At 65.8% G+C, this 14,872-nt stretch carries 10 protein-coding genes and 2 pseudogenes; 8 read left to right on the forward strand and 4 right to left on the reverse strand.

Annotation, left to right across the window (positions count from 1 at the left end):
* Window positions 1–1,415: 1,415 nt before the first annotated feature.
* From ABS761_RS08590 to ABS761_RS08615, 6 genes and pseudogenes are all read left to right on the forward strand, one after another.
* Window positions 1,416–2,438: pseudogene (locus tag ABS761_RS08590) on the forward strand (helicase C-terminal domain-containing protein); the annotation flags it as partial.
* Window positions 2,439–3,363: 925 nt separating this feature from the next.
* On the forward strand, window positions 3,364–4,053 hold the full coding sequence (locus ABS761_RS08595; protein ID WP_350408115.1) for an IclR family transcriptional regulator: 690 nt from the start codon (window positions 3,364–3,366) through the stop codon (window positions 4,051–4,053).
* Between the two features lie 5 nt (window positions 4,054–4,058).
* Window positions 4,059–4,166 (forward strand): annotated as a pseudogene (locus tag ABS761_RS08600) (molybdopterin adenylyltransferase); the annotation flags it as partial.
* A 300-nt stretch (window positions 4,167–4,466) separates the two neighbouring features.
* Window positions 4,467–5,159, forward strand: a complete 693-nt coding sequence (locus ABS761_RS08605) for an ABC transporter ATP-binding protein (protein WP_350407784.1) — start codon at window positions 4,467–4,469, stop codon at window positions 5,157–5,159.
* 3 nt (window positions 5,160–5,162) lie between these two features.
* Window positions 5,163–7,676 carry an ABC transporter permease gene (locus ABS761_RS08610; RefSeq protein WP_350407786.1) on the forward strand — a complete coding sequence of 838 codons (2,514 nt, stop codon included), beginning with the start codon at window positions 5,163–5,165 and terminating at the stop codon, window positions 7,674–7,676.
* On the forward strand, window positions 7,676–8,764 hold the full coding sequence (locus ABS761_RS08615; RefSeq protein WP_350407787.1) for a lipocalin-like domain-containing protein: 1,089 nt from the start codon (window positions 7,676–7,678) through the stop codon (window positions 8,762–8,764). The genes ABS761_RS08610 and ABS761_RS08615 overlap by 1 nt, the downstream gene beginning before the upstream one ends.
* Before the next feature lie 23 nt (window positions 8,765–8,787).
* Here the strand turns inward: ABS761_RS08615 and yghX are convergent, their stop codons facing one another.
* Window positions 8,788–9,681, reverse strand: a complete 894-nt coding sequence (gene yghX, locus ABS761_RS08620; protein ID WP_350407789.1) for a YghX family hydrolase — start codon at window positions 9,679–9,681, stop codon at window positions 8,788–8,790.
* Window positions 9,682–9,801: 120 nt separating this feature from the next.
* Here yghX and ABS761_RS08625 point away from each other — a divergent pair, with 120 nt between their 5' ends.
* Window positions 9,802–11,064 carry an MFS transporter gene (locus ABS761_RS08625; protein ID WP_350407791.1) on the forward strand — a complete coding sequence of 421 codons (1,263 nt, stop codon included), beginning with the start codon at window positions 9,802–9,804 and terminating at the stop codon, window positions 11,062–11,064.
* A gap of 23 nt (window positions 11,065–11,087) precedes the next feature.
* On the opposite strand, the gene lhgD is transcribed toward ABS761_RS08625, so the two are convergent.
* From lhgD to ABS761_RS08640, 3 genes are read right to left on the reverse strand one after another with little or no spacing between them, the layout of a single operon-like run.
* The gene (gene lhgD / locus ABS761_RS08630) at window positions 11,088–12,272 is read right to left on the reverse strand and encodes an L-2-hydroxyglutarate dehydrogenase (RefSeq protein ID WP_350407792.1); all 1,185 of its coding nucleotides are present in this window, start codon (window positions 12,270–12,272) and stop codon (window positions 11,088–11,090) included.
* 35 nt (window positions 12,273–12,307) lie between these two features.
* Complete coding sequence (locus tag ABS761_RS08635; RefSeq protein WP_350407793.1) at window positions 12,308–12,970, reverse strand: GntR family transcriptional regulator; 663 nt, start codon at window positions 12,968–12,970, stop codon at window positions 12,308–12,310.
* On the reverse strand, window positions 12,967–13,659 hold the full coding sequence (locus tag ABS761_RS08640; protein WP_350407795.1) for an MBL fold metallo-hydrolase: 693 nt from the start codon (window positions 13,657–13,659) through the stop codon (window positions 12,967–12,969). The genes ABS761_RS08635 and ABS761_RS08640 overlap by 4 nt, the downstream gene beginning before the upstream one ends.
* Before the next feature lie 235 nt (window positions 13,660–13,894).
* Between ABS761_RS08640 and ABS761_RS08645 the strand changes: the two genes are divergently transcribed.
* The gene (locus tag ABS761_RS08645; RefSeq protein ID WP_350407797.1) at window positions 13,895–14,866 is read left to right on the forward strand and encodes a TRAP transporter substrate-binding protein; all 972 of its coding nucleotides are present in this window, start codon (window positions 13,895–13,897) and stop codon (window positions 14,864–14,866) included.
* Window positions 14,867–14,872: the final 6 nt, after the last annotated feature.

Below are 14,872 nucleotides of genomic sequence, written 5' to 3' on the forward strand. Positions count from 1 at the left end.
TGCTCTATGAAGAGCGATTCGTCAGGCCTGTCGCCTGATGTTCAACTCGCCTTGAACACGGAATTCCTGACACCCCCCTTTTCCAATTCCGCGACCAACTCATCGAACGATACGGCAGCTTTTCCCGCAGTTTCGTTCGCATCGCTGCGCCTGATAGCCAAGCCGACCGCAACCGCGTGGTGGCCGATGTGGCTAGCAAACTTTTTGGCACCCAGATCAGCGAGCATGACGTCATCGGCGAGACCTTGGAGCGCGTCACCAACCCGCTCAAGGACGTCAACGCCATCCGCACAGAACTACCGGCGGCCATTACGCGAAAGCAGGATATCTGGGCTGACTTCGACGCCTTTCGCAATGATCCGTTATCCATCTGGGTGGAATTGAACCTGGGTATCGAACTACCTGCCGACGAGCCTCCTAGGCGGGCGAGACCCATGATGTTGGAAGAGGCCAGCCGCCGTCTCGCCGAAGACGCGGGTTGCCAGCCTGAAGCCGCTCGCATCGCCCTGCAGCGCTTCCTAGTGGCTGCCCATGATGTACGCACGCCCCAGGGCAGGCCGCCTTTCGCGTTCAAGCTGCACCAGTTCATCAGCGGTCCCGGCAAGGTACTCACCACGCTGGAGGCACGAGGTAAGCGCCATGTCACGCTCGATGCTCAGCGTTTCGCGCCGGGGCGACAGCAAGAGAATGTGCTGCTTTACCCGACGCACTTCTGCCGCGATTGCGGCCAGGAGTACCTACCTGTCTGGCACGCACAGCAACCGGTCGGCTTCAGCTCACGTGAAATCGACGATATCGCGGCAGAAGACGACGCCAGCTATGGCTTCCTGTGTCCTCTGGTGCCCGGGCAGCAATACGGCGGCCTGCTCGAAGACCTGCCGGAAACCTGGATCGACCTCAGCCGTAGCGAACCCAAAATCAAGCCAGCCTACAAGAATGCCGTTCCCTATATGGTCACGGTCGATGCCAAAGGGCAAACGGGCTCGGGGACGGAGTTCTGGTTCATTCCAGGAAAGTTCCGCTTCTGCCTGAACTGCGGCACGACACACGAAGCCCACGGCAAGGATGCCAACCGCCTCTCCAGTCTGTCCGGCGAAGGCCGCTCTTCGGCCACTACCATGATTGCCCTGGCGGCCTTGCAGCAATTGTTCGCACTTTCCGAACCTGCGCCAGGGCAGCCTGACCCACGCAAGTTGCTTGGGTTTACCGACAACCGCCAGGATGCCGCTCTGCAGGCGGGACATTTCAACGACTTCATTTTCCTGCTGACGCTGCGTGCCGGCTTGATCGGTGCACTACAGGGCAGCGGCGGCCAACTCGATGAAGAACACTTGGCCGAAAGCGTATTCAAGGCCCTCGGCTTTCAAGGGGTCGATGAAGCGACCTTGGTGGAGTATCTGCGCACCCCCAAGCTCATGGGACTGGCCCGACAAGAAGCGCAACGCACATTGCGCTTCATCATCGCCTACCGGCTACTGCGTGATCTGCGGCGTGGCTGGCGTTTCAATAATCCGAATCTGGATCAACTCGGCCTGTTGCAGATTCGGTATCGAGACCTAGATGCCTTTTGCGCTGACGCCAGTATCTTTGCTGCAAACAGCACCTTGACCAAATTGACGGCAGTGCAACGGACAGTTCTGTTCGAATTACTGTTCGACGCCTTGCGCCGCCATCTGTGCCTGGAAAGTCGTTACCTCGACCCGGTTGAGCAGGACAAGGCACGCACCAGCGCCCACACCTACCTGAATGAACGTTGGGCCTTCGCTCCAGACGAGAAACTCGATACCGGCCGCTATCTCGTCCTCGGCAAGCGCCCGGAATACAAGGGCAAGCCGCGTACCGACTTGGTGACAGGTGGTCCACGCTCCCGTCTGCTACGGCAAATAAAGACGGCCGCCTTCTGGCGCGACAGCGCCTGCGCCAGCGAGGTCGTGCAGTGGAAAGATGTCGAGTGGGCTAAGCTGATCGAAGCGCTGCTGGAATCCGCCAAGGACTATGGTTATGTGCAGCGCCAACCTATCGACGCCCAGCTCGCAGGCTGGCGCCTGAACGCGGCTGCCCTGGACTGGTGCCTGATTGCCGATCAGCCGCAAACTGATAGCAATCGAATCAACCAGTATTTCCGCACCCTGTATCTCGGAATTGCCGACCTGCTGCGTCAGCCTTCGCATCCGCTGTTCGACTTCGAGGCCCAGGAACACACAGCCCAGGTGGATGCGCCACGCCGGCAACTGCTGGAGCAGCGTTTTCGCTACACTGAAAAAGACAGGCAGGACTGGGCGCAGAACCCGGCCCACGAAGCGCCGTTGGAACGTCTGCCGGTGATGTTCTGCTCCCCCACGATGGAGCTTGGCGTGGATATCTCCGCGCTCAACACCGTGTACCTGCGCAATGTGCCGCCGACCCCCGCCAACTACGCCCAGCGCAGCGGTCGTGCGGGTCGCTCGGGTCAGCAGGCGCTGGTCATCACCTATTGCGCGGCGCTCAGTCCGCATGACCAGTGGTTCTTCCACAATGCCGAGCAGATGGTGCATGGCGTCGTGCGCGCGCCAACCCTCGATCTGAGCAATCGTGATCTCATCGACAGCCACCTGCAAGCGGTCTGGCTTGCCAGTACCCAGGTGCCACTGGACGACAGCATTGCGCCCATGCTGGATCTCGACCAGCCCGGTAAACCACTGAAACAGCCCTTGCACGAAGCACTGCGGGCGCAGGCTGTCCAGCAGCGTGCCTTGGCCAGTGCCGGACGGGTCATCGACCAGCTTGAGGGCGAGCTTGAAGGCAGCGCCTGGTTCACTCCTGACTATGTGCGCCAGGTCATCGACAACGCGGCGCAAGCGTTCTCTGGGGCGTTGGAGCGCTGGCGCGTGCTGTTCGATGCCACCCGCCAACAGATGGATATGGCTGATCGCATCGTCAAGAGCCATACCGCCTCGCACACGGAACGCCAAAATGCCCAGCGCCGCTACGGCGACGCCGCGCGCCAGTACGCCGTATTGCTCAAGTCCGGCAACGGCCAGAACAATGATTTCTATACCTATCGCTACTTGGCCAGCCAAGGCTTCCTGCCAGGCTACAACTTCCCGCGCCTACCGTTGATGGCCTGGATTCCCGCCCGTGGCGGCCAGGCCGTCAATGGCAAGGATGACGAAGGCAGCATGGTCAGCCGGCCGCGCTTCCTGGCCCTGTCCGAATTCGGTCCCCGCAGCCTCATTTATCACCAGGGCCGCATGTACCGCGTGGTGCGTGCCAAACTCAACGTAGGCAATACAGACCACATTTCCGGCAACAGCCAGTTGGCCACCATTGCCTCGTTGGTGTGCAGCCAATGCGGCTACGGCCATCTCGGCGACCAAAGACGGCGTGGGCGTCTCCGAGCTTGCCGACAGGCTGGGCTCTACCAAAGCCACTATATTCAGGCACCTGCGCACCCTGCTCGATCGCGGCTACCTGTCCCAGGACATGGCCAGCTCGCGCTACCGCCTCGGCGTGCGGGTGCATCTGCTGGGTCGCGCCGCCGCCCAGCGCGTCGACCTGCTGACCCAGTCCCAGCAGGCCATCGCCGAACTCAGGGAGGAAACCGGCGAATCCGTCACCATCTCGGCCGTCGGCACCCGCGGCGTCATCGTCCTCGACACCGTATTCGGCACTTCCGTGTTCGAGATCGGCGTGCGCCCCGGCACCGAAATGCAGTTCCATTCCTCCGCGCAGGGCAAAGTCGCCCTGGCCTTCAGCCGCCAGCCGCTGATACAGTGGGTGCGCGGCCGCGAGCTGGAGCGCTTCACCGAACACACTCTCTGCGACCACGACCAGCTCGAAGCCGAGATCGAAGAGATCCGGGCGCAGGGCTGGGCGACAGCGCCTCAGGAGATGATCCTCGGCCTGAATGCGATCGCCGTACCGATCATGGACGAGAGCGGCGATTGCGTCGGGACGCTGGGGTTGGTGGGGTTTGTACAGTTCATCGGGCGGCAGCCGCCACCACGGTATCTGCTTGCGTTGAAGCGGGCGGGGGAGAGGATTTCGGCGAATTTGGGGTATCGGAGGGGGTAGGGATGGGGGTGTTCGCCGCCATACCGTATTGCCTGGACCTGATCGGCGGGCCTTGTGTGGAAACGCATGCGACGGTCGTCGACGCGTTTCGGCCCAAATCCGCTAGACGCTGACCGGGAGGGCGATTGCGGCTATTGCAGGCTTCACCGCAGATCGGTCGCCTCAGGCCTCCGGCAGTCTCGCTTTTCGCTGGCCCTGCTCATTGCGTTTCCGAGTCTCGTCCTCGTGCCCTTGCGCTGGCTGCATTAGCCAGGTTCGCGCGGCCATCGTGCGGCATGGATCGGGCCCGCGGCACGCGCCGGCGGCGGTTGGTTCGAGCCGTTCCGCGGCAAACGATCCGTATCGGTGCCGCCCGGTGCGACGCAGCGCCAGTACAATGATCCCGCGGGATCGGGGACCGCTAGGAGGGCGCCATGCTGTTGCTGGACTCTGTGGCCAAGACGGTCGGCGGCGCGCATTCGCGCACGGTGTTCCGCGGGCTCGATCTCGAGCTGCGGGCCGGCGAGTACGTCGCCATCATGGGTGAATCGGGGGTCGGCAAATCGACCCTGTTGAATTTGATCGCGGGCCTGGATCGGCCGGACGGCGGGCGCATCGTGTTGGATGGTCGGGACATTCATACGCTGGATGACGACGAGGCGACGCGCCTGCGGCGGGGCGCCATGGGTTTCGTGTTCCAGGCGTTCCACGTATTGCCGCACCTGAGCGTCGCCGGGAATGTCGAGCTGCCGCTGCTGCTGCTCGGCGTGGGCCGGCGCGAGGCGCGGGCGCGCGTCCAGGCGGCGCTCGATGATGTCGGCTTGGGGGGGCGGGGCGACAGCCTGCCGCGCGAGCTCTCGGGCGGCGAGATGCAGCGGGTGGCGATTGCGCGCGCGCTGGTCCACCGGCCCAGCCTGATCCTGGCCGACGAGCCCACCGGGAATCTCGATCAGGGCAGCGCCGCGCAGATCCTGTCCCTGTTGCGCGGGCGGATCAAGGCGGAAGGCGCCCAGGGGGCGATGGGGCTGCTCGTCACCCATTCGGCCAGCGCGGCGGCGAGCGCTGATCGGGTGTTGCGGCTGACCGCCGAGGGCCTGGCGCCGCTCGACCCGCCGACGCGGCGCTGAGCAATGAGCCTCACACCGCCGCTCTTTCGTGTGCTGCTGGCCGCCGAGCTGCGTGCCCACGCAGGCCGCGCGGCCATGGGCGTGATTGCGATCGCCATCGGGGTGGCCATGGGGTATGCCGTCTTCCTGATCAATCATGCGGCCCTGGCCGAGTTTTCGCAGGCGGTGCGCACCTTGGCCGGGCAGGCCGACCTGGAGGTGCGCGGGCCGCGCAGCGGCTTTGACGAGCAGTGGTATCCGCGCCTGGCAGGTTTGCCGGAGGTGGCCGTCGCCAGTCCGGTCGTCGAGGCGGAGATCCCCTTGCCGGGGCGCAGTGAGACGCTCGGGCTGCTGGGCGTGGATGTGTTTCGCGCGCGGGCGATCAATCCCGGGCTCGTGGGGCGCTCGTCGGACCCCTCCGCGCGCCTGGACACCCTGGACCCCGACGTGGTGTTCCTGTCGCCCGCGGCGCTGTCGTGGCTGGGCCTGGAGCCTGGTGGCCGCATCGAGACCCATGCGGGATCGGACACGGTGTCCCTGCGGGTGGCCGGCACGCTGTCGGTGGCGGGTGTGCGCCTGGCCGTCATGGATATCGGTGCGGCGCAATGGCGGTTTGGGCAACTGGGCAGGCTGCAGCGCATCGATCTCAAGCTGCGCCCAGGTGTGGATCCAGAGGCTTTCCGACAGAAGCTCGGGGCCTTGCTGCCGCCGGGCGTGACGGCCCGCACGCCCGAGGATGCGCAGAGTGTCGCGTCGAATCTGTCGCGGGCGTATCGCGTCAATCTGGATGTGCTGGCGTTGGTGGCGCTGTTCACCGGGGCGTTTCTGGTGTTTTCGGGACAGGCCCTGTCGGTCGTGTCACGGCGTGCGCAACTGGCCCTGCTGCGCGCCTTGGGCATGACGCGCCGTGGGCTGCGGCGGCTGGTGCTGGCCGAGACCTTGGCCCTGGGGGTGGCCGGGTCCCTGGCGGGCATTGCGCTGGGCGCCGCGCTTGCGGCAGCGGCGCTGCGCTATGGCGGCGGGGATCTGGGTGCCGGATATTTCTCGGGTCTGCGGCCGGCGCTGCGGTTTTCGGCTCCGGCGGCCCTGGCGTTTGCCGCGCTGGGAACGGCGGCCGCGGTGCTGGGCGGCCTCGCACCCGCATGGGAGGCGTCGCGGGCGCGGCCGGCGCGGGCGCTCAAGGCCGGCGACGAGAATGCGCTCGCGCATCCGAGTCCCCCTTGGCCGGCGCTGGCCTTGATGATTGGGGGCGCCGCGCTGGCTCAGGCGGGGCCTCTCGGAGGCCTGCCGATTTTTGCCTACCTGGCGATCGGCGTATTGCTGACGGGGGCGATCCTGTGGATGCCCTGGGTGGCGCGCCGAGTGTTCGGTACTATGCCCCGCCCTCGCCGTATCGTGCCCCACCTGGCCCTGGCGCAGCTGGCGGCGGCCCCGGGGCGCGCGGCGATCGGCCTGGCCGGGGTGGTGGCCAGTTTCAGCCTGATGGCGGCCATGGCGATCATGGTGCACAGCTTTCGCCTGTCCTTCGATCAGTGGCTCGATACCGTGGTGCCGGCGCAGCTCTATGTGCGGGCAAGCGCGGGCGATGCCGCCGGCTATTTTTCGGATCGCGAGCGGCGCCTCATCGAGGCGTCCCCCGGGGTGGCGCGGACCGAGTTCATGCAGACGGATCGATTGGTGCTGGATCCGCGCCTGCCGCCGGTCGCCTTGATCCTGCGGCCCGTCGACGCGCGACATCCACAGTCGCGGCTGGCAATCGTCGGCGCCGCCATCGAGCCTCCGCCGGGTGGGCCGCCCGCGGCCTGGGTGAGCGAGGCGATGGTGGATCTGTATGGCATGGCGGTGGGCCAGCGCATCGAGCTGCCACTGGAGGGCAGTCGGTACGCTTTCACGGTGGCGGGGGTCTGGCGGGATTATGCTCGCCAATATGGCGCGATCGTGGTGGATGCGGAGCATGCGTACCGGATGATGGGCGAGCGCCGCCCGGACGAGGCCGCCTTGTGGCTTGTGCCGGGCGTGGCGGTCGCGCAGGTGGCGCGCGAGATTCGAGAGCGGCTGCCCGGGGCCGATCGCATCGGAATCAGGACGCCCGGCGAAATCCGCCGCGCGAGCCTGCGCATCTTTGATCGCAGTTTTGCCGTGACGTATTTGCTGGAGGTGGTTGCGATTGTCGTCGGCCTGTTCGGCGTGGGGGTCAGTTTCGGTGCGCAGGCCCTCGCGCGTTCGCGCGAATTCGGCATGTTGCGGCATATCGGCGTGACGCGCGGCCAGATCGGCGCGATGCTGGCACTCGAGGGCGCGCTGCTCGGCGCGTTGGGCGGCGCCGTGGGCCTGGCGCTGGGCGGGGGCATCGCCTGGATCCTCGTGGACATCGTCAATCCACAGTCCTTTCATTGGACGATGGCGATGCATATGCCCTGGGGCCTGCTCGCCACGGCCCTGGCCGCGCTCATCGCGGCGGCGTCGCTGACCGCGCTGGCCTGCGGCCGGCGCGCCATGTCGGCGGGTGCGGTGCGCGCGGTGCGGGAGGACTGGTGATGGCGCGGCGGTTGCGGGGATGCCTCCTGGCGTGCGCGCTGCTGCTGGCCGTTCAGGCGGTGGCGCCCGCCGGCGGTCTGCCCGATTATCCCGCCGTCACGCCGGGCTATGTGCTGCGCTTCCCCCAGGACCATGGCGCGCATCCCGCGTTCCGCACAGAGTGGTGGTACATCACTGGTTGGCTGCGGACGCAGGGGGAGGCGCCGATCGGTTTTCAGTTGACGTTCTTTCGGTCGCGCCCACCGCTGGATCCGCGCAACCCCAGCCGCTTCGCGCCCGCGGAACTGCTCTTTGCCCATGCGGCCCTCGCGGATCCGGCGATCGGTCGCTTGCGGCATGACCAGCGCGCGGCGCGCGCGGGCTTCGGCCTGGCCGAGGCGGCCGTGGGCGACACCCGCGTGCATATCGGCGATTGGTCGCTTGCGCGGGACGCGCAGGGCCGGTATCGCAGCCTCATACAGGCGCAAACGTTCACGCTCGACCTGGCGTTCGCGCCCACGGGCCCGATCCTGCTGGAGGGCGATGCCGGCTACAGCCGGAAAGGCCCGTTGCCGGCGCAGGCAAGCTACTACTACAGCCAGCCGCAGCTCGCGGTCGGCGGCCACGTGGAGCGCGACGGGCGGCGGACCGAGGTCACGGGGACCGCGTGGCTCGATCATGAGTGGTCCTCGGAAATCCTGGCCGCGGACGGCGTCGGCTGGGATTGGACCGGCATCAATCTCGACGACGGCGGCGCCGTGATGGCCTTTAGAATTCGGGATCGGGCCGGCACCCCGCTCTGGGCGGGCGGCACGGTGCGCCGAGCGGATGGCGGGGCGACCGCGCTCGCGCCCGACGCGATCGAGTTCAGCCCGCGGCGGCATTGGCGTTCGCCGCGGACCGAGGCGAATTACCCGGTCGCCTTGCGGCTGCGGGCAGGGGATCTCGTTTTGGATCTGGATCCGCTGATGGATGACCAGGAGCTCGATTCCCGCGCCAGCACCGGCGGCGTCTACTGGGAGGGTGCGGTATCGGCATCGCGCGGCGGCCAGCGGGTCGGCCGCGGCTACCTGGAGCTGACGGGATACTTTCAGCCGCTGGATTTCTGAGCGAGCGGCCCCGGTGGGCGGGCTTACGCCAGATATCGATGGAACCAGTCGATGCTGCGGCGCCAGGCCAGCTCGGCGGCGTCCCGATCATAGCGCGGGGTCGAGTCGTTGTGGAATCCGTGGTTCACGCCGGGGTAGAAGTGGGCCTCGTAGATCTTGCCGCCGGCCTTGAGCGCCGCCTCATAGGCCGGCCAGCCGGCATTGACCCGGTCGTCGAGCCCGGCATAATGCAGCAGCAGGGGCGCCTGAATCCGCGGCACGTCCTCAGGGCGGGGCTGCATGCCGTAGAATGGCACGGCGGCCGCCAGTTCGGGGTAGGCGACGGCCGCCGCGTTGGCGACGCCGCCGCCGTAGCAAAAGCCGATGATGCCGGTCTTGCCGGACGCCCCCGCGATGGTGGGCAGGAACTCGACGGCGGCAAAGAAATCGTTCATCAGTTTCTCGGGGTCGACCTGCTGTTGCAGTTCCCGGCCCTTGTCGTCGTTCCCGGGATAGCCGCCCTTGGCGCTGAGCCCATCGGGCGCGAGCGCCATGAAGCCGGCCTTGGCCAGGCGCCGCGCGACGTCCTCGATGTAGGGATTCAGGCCGCGGTTCTCGTGGACGACCACGATGCCGGGGACCTTGTCGGCGGCCGCGGCCGTGGCGGGCCTGACCAGGTAGGCGCGCACGGTGCCGTTGCCTTTGGGAGAGGAATAGGCAATGTACTCGGCGAGGATATCGGGATCGGTGAACGAGACCTGCTCGGCCAGGGCGTAGTCGGGGCTGAGTGAGGCGAGGAGGGCGGTGGCGGTCAATCCGCCGACGGCGAACCGGGCCGCGCGGCCGAGGAATTCCCGCTTGCTGATGAGGCCGTGCGCATAGTGATCGTAGAGCTCCAGCAGCTCCGGCGCAAAGTCCTTGGCGGTCAATCGGCGCATGATGATCCTCCCGGCCCGCAAACGGCCATGGTGGGAAATCATATTATGTGAGCCTGGAGCTGAGGTAAAGTGCCGGGATGTTTCAGCCGCCTTACATTGAATGGGATACGGCCGCACGTCATGTTCAAGGTTCATCTATCACCGCGTCCCAGGCGCCCTGGTTCCTCCGGCGTCTCCGCCGCCACGACTCCGGACGACTTCTATCGCCCGACCCTCCCTGTGGTGCTGGCCGTGGCGCTGACCGGTGTGTTCGCCTTCCTCCAGGTCTATTCCGTCCAGTCGATCCTGCCCGAGCTGCAGCGCGACCTGAATGCCTCGGTGGTACAGATCGGCAATGCGGTGGGGATGACGGTGCTGGCCGTGGCCGTGATCTCCCCCTTCATCGGCATGCTGTCCGACGCCTGGGGCCGCAAGTGGCTGGTGGTGGCCTCGGTCTTTGCGCTGGCCGTGCCGACGGCCCTGATGACGCAGGTGCAGACCGTCCAGGGGCTTTTGATCTTGCGGTTTCTGCAGGGGCTGGCCGTGCCCGGGGTGTCGGTGGTGGTGATTGCCTATATCGGCGAGGAATTCCGCGGGACTGCGATGGTGCGGATCATGACGGGCTATGTGGCCGGAACGGTGCTCGGAGGTTTCCTGGGGCGTTTTTTGATGGGGCATTTTGCCGAGTTCATGGAGTGGCGCACGGCCTTCGGCGTGATGGCGGCGCTCAACCTCGCGGGGGCTTGGCTGGTATGGCGCGGCTTGCCCGCGTCGCGCCATTTCGTCGCCAATACGCGGATGTCCAGCAGCCTGGCCACGCTGGGCCAGTTGTTGCGCAATCCTGCGCTGCGGGTCGCTTGCGCCCTGGGGTTCACGATCCTGTTTTCCCTGGTCGGGCTGTTCACCTTTGTGAATCTGCACCTGGCGGCTGATCCGTATCGCTTCGGCCCGGGCGATCTGGCCAATATCTTCAGCGTGTATCTGCTGGGTGTGTTGGTCACCCCCCTGTCTGGGAGTGTGATTTCACGCATCGGCGCTCGCCGTACGGTGCTGCTGACGGTGGCTGTTTCGATGCTGGGCGTGTTGGGTTCGCTTGCGCCTTCGGCCTGGGGCATCGTGGCGGCCCTGGCGGTGGCCGCTTGCGGAATGTTCATCGCCCAGTCATCCACCATGAGTTTCATCGCGCATCGGATCACCCATGGTCGCTCGCTCGCCAGCGGCTTGTATTACACCGCCTACTATTGCGGGGGTTTCATGGGGGCCGGGGTCTGTGGCATTGCCTACGCCCTGGGGGGGTGGCCGGGGACTGTCGCGGCCCTGGTCGCGACCCAGGCCGTTGGCTGGCTGCTCGCCTGGCGCTTTATGCCCGGACCCGTAGCGCGGCCAGTCCCGCCCTCGGGCTGACGTCCGGTCTTTCGGTGTGCGCGTTACAGGATGTCGTCCGCGATCTTTTGGGCGATGGGCATGGCGCCGGTGGCGGCGGGCGAAGGGGCGTTCAGGATGGCGGTGACGCCGCCCATGCGTTCGATCAGGAAATCGTCGACCAGCGTACCGTCGGGGCGCACGGCCTGGGCGCGGTTGGCGCTGCGGTAGACGGCCAGGTCCGCGAGGCGCACGCTGGGACAATATTTGCGCACCGCCTGCAGGTAGGCTGGCTTGAAGAGCGAGCCTTTCAGTTCGTTCAAGGTGGCGCGGGGATGCTTGGCCAGCATCCTCCAGAGGCCCGGAAAGCCCAGGGTGTCCACGGCATCCCGGGCGTCGACGCTAAAGCGCGTGTATTTCTCGCGGGCCAGCGCCAGGACCGCGTTGGGCCCGACGGTGATCGTGCCGTCGATCATGGGTGTCAGGTGCACGCCCAGAAACGGCAGGGCGGGGTTCGGCACCGGATAGATCAGATGGTGGACGAGGGTATTCAGTGCGGCCGGCAGGACAAAGTATTCCCCTCGGAATGGCAGGATGCGGATGCCCGGGTCGATGCCCAGCATGCGCGCCACGCGGTCCGACGATAGGCCGGAGCAGGCCACGATGCGCCCCACCGATACGGTGTCCGCGCCGACCGTCGCCTCGTAGGCGTCGCCCGTTTTTCGGACGGCGCGCACCGGGGCGTCAAAGCGCACGGCGCCGCCGGCGGCCTCGACCTCGGCAAGCAGGGCACGGGTGATGCCGGCATAGTCCGTGATGGCGGTGACCGGAATGCGCAGGGCGGCCTGGCCGGTGACCGCAGGCTCCAGCCGGCGCAGATGCGCGAGGTCCAGTCGTTCGGTGCGCACGTCGTTGAGCGCAGCCCGCTCTTCGAGCTTGTCCAGGTTCGATTCCTCTGCGTCGCTGGTGGCGACGAGGAGTTTTCCGCGTTCTTGATAGCCGATGCCGTGCGCGGCGCAGAAGGCCTTGGTCATCGCCATGCCTTCGCGGCAGAAGCGGGTCTTGAGACTGCCCGGCGTGTAGTAGACGCCCGAGTGGACCACTCCGCTGTTGCGGCCGGTCTGGTGCCAGGCGGCGCCCGGCTCTTTTTCGGCGACCAGGACGCGGGTGCCCGGCTTGCGCCGGACGATCTCGGCGGCCAGGGCGGCGCCGACGATGCCGGCGCCGATGATGAGGTAGTCGTGGGTCATGACGGGGTTCCGGTGCGGCGTGTGTCGGGGGGCGGTCATGCGCCGGCGCGCATGGTTTCCCATCGCTGGCGCGAGGGCTGCATGTGCTCGACCACCAGGGTTTCGAGGGCTCCCCGATCCTGGTCCTCGATGGCCTTGATCATGGCGGTGTGCTCGGCGATGGCCCGCCGCAGCCAGCTCGCGTCCGTGATGCCGTACGAGCGGATCGGATTGGAGGCCTCGGTGTAAAAGGCAATCGCCTTGCAGAGCATCTTGTTGTCGCACAGGGCGAACAATCGCAGGTGGAATTCGTCGTTCAGCTTGTGGATGAGATCCTGATCGGCGCCCACCGAGGCGGCGGCCACATAGCGCACGTGGACCTCTTTGAGGGCGTTGAGCGCGTCGGGCGCCGACGGCAGCGGCATGATGCGCGCGGCCTCGCGTTGCAGCAGCGCGCGCATGTAGTAGATCTCCTCGACCTCGGTGGAGGTGAAGTCCTTGACGCGCGCGGATTTCGAACGGGGCTTGACGACGATCCGACGGGCGGCGAGTTCCTGGATCGCGGCGCGCACGATGTGGCGCTTGGCACCGAAACGGGCCATGAGCGCGTCCTCGACGAGCTCCTGGTGTGGACGCAGGCGCCCGAAAATGATGTCTGATTCGAGCTGCTCCACGACGCATGCCGTGGAGGGCGCCATCGCGCGGCTGTCGAGGTTCATCGGACGATCAGCTCCAGCCGCGAGGGTTGGTCCCATACCCAGCCCCCCGGACTGCGGCGCATCTCGGGAAAGTGGCCGGGCACGACGATATCGGCGTTGTCGGCGATCCATCGCAGCGACTCGGTCGCGCGATGCTCGTGGTCGTATTCATTGGCGGAACTCAGCATGGCCAGCTCGCGATAGGTCTTGCAGGCATCCCCCGCCAGGACCACGCGCTCGCCGGTGTCGCGGGTGTAATGCAGCAGGTAGCTGCCCGGCGTGTGGCCCGGGACGTGGCGGTAATGCAGCCCCGGCACGAGCTCGCCCTCGGATTCATGGATCAGGCGCAGGTCCTGGCGCTCGAGGTAGTCGTTCATGCTCAGGCTGCAGAACACGTCTTCCGCTGCGGGGCGATGGGCGTATTCCCATTCGACGGCCCCCACGTAGAACGCGGCGCCGGGGAACAGGTCGATGTTGTTCGCGTGGTCGAAATGCAGGTGGGACAGAAAGATGGTCTCGATGTCGCGCGGGGCCAGCCCCTTTTCCTCGAGGGCCTCGAGGAGCAGCAGGCGGGTGGTGTGGTGTCCCGTGTCGAACAGGATGGGGCCGTGGCCGTCGGCTTCGATCAGGACGATTGCTGAAAAGCCGAAGAACCCGCCCTTGAAGCTCAGGCAGTTGCCCTCGACGAGCGTGTGGTGGCGAATGGCCATGGTGTCCTCCATGCGTAGCCAATATTATTAATAAAATTATCGATAGTGTATGCTTGCACCTCGCCTATGGCAAACCCGTATGATGAATCAGAGGGTTCAACTATTTTAAAGCCAGATTTAATCGGGGTTTACCCGCTAAACATAGATTCCGGCTTGCCTGGAAAAATTTATCGATACTATTATTAATATCATGCAGCCACAGACTCATTTCATTTCGTACATCATCGGAGGACACATGCGTTTCTGCAAAACGATCATCGCGGGCCTGGCGTTGGTTCTGTCCACGGCCGCCGCCCATGCCGACACCTGGCAAATGGCCACGCCATACCCGGAATCGAACTTCCACACCCAAAACATCCAGCAGTTCGCCAAGGATGTCGATGCTGCCACGCAGGGCAAGCTGCAGATCAACGTGCACGCGGCGGGCTCCCTGATCAAGCACCAGGAAATCAAGAACGCCGTGCGCTCGCAGCAAATCCAGATCGGCGAGTTCATCATCTCGAACCTGGCGAACGAGAATCCCATCTTCGCGCTGGACTCGGTGCCGTTCGTTGCGGTGTCGTTCGAGGATTCGCGCAAAATGTACAAGGCGTCCAAGCCCGCCCTCGAAGAGGAACTCGGACGCCAGAACCTCAAAGTACTGTTCTCGGTGGCCTGGCCGCCCCAGGGCCTGTACACGGACCGCCCCATCGACAAGATCGAGGACTTGCGTGGCCTGAAATTCCGCGCCTACAGCCCGCAGACCGAGCGCCTGGCGCAGCTCGCCGGCGCCGTGCCTACGCAGGTCGAGGTCCCGGACCTGGCCCAGGCCTTCACCACCGGGCGCGTGAACGCCATGCTGACTTCCACCTCGACCGGTGTGAACACCAAGGCCTGGGACTACCTCAAGTACTTCTATGATGTGGCCGCCTTCCTGCCCAAGAATATCGTCGTGGTGAACCAGCGGATCTTCGATGCGCTGGATCCGGCGACTCAAAAGGCGGTGCTTGACGCCGCGGCCACCGCCGAGAAGCGCGGCTGGGAAATGGCGGAATCCGATCACGTCGCCCAGCGCAAGGTGCTGCAAGAGCACGGCATCGTCGTCAGCGACGGCAGCCCGGCGTTGAATGCGGCTCTGCACGACATCGGCAAGAAAATGGCCGCCGAGTGGAGCAAAGAGGCCGGCGAGCGCGGCGAAGCCGTCCTGAAGGCCTACCGAGCCCAATAAAGCCCA

The sequence above is a fragment of the Castellaniella sp. GW247-6E4 genome (genome assembly GCF_040276065.1).
In the GTDB taxonomy this organism is placed as follows: Bacteria; Pseudomonadota; Gammaproteobacteria; order Burkholderiales; family Burkholderiaceae_B; genus Castellaniella.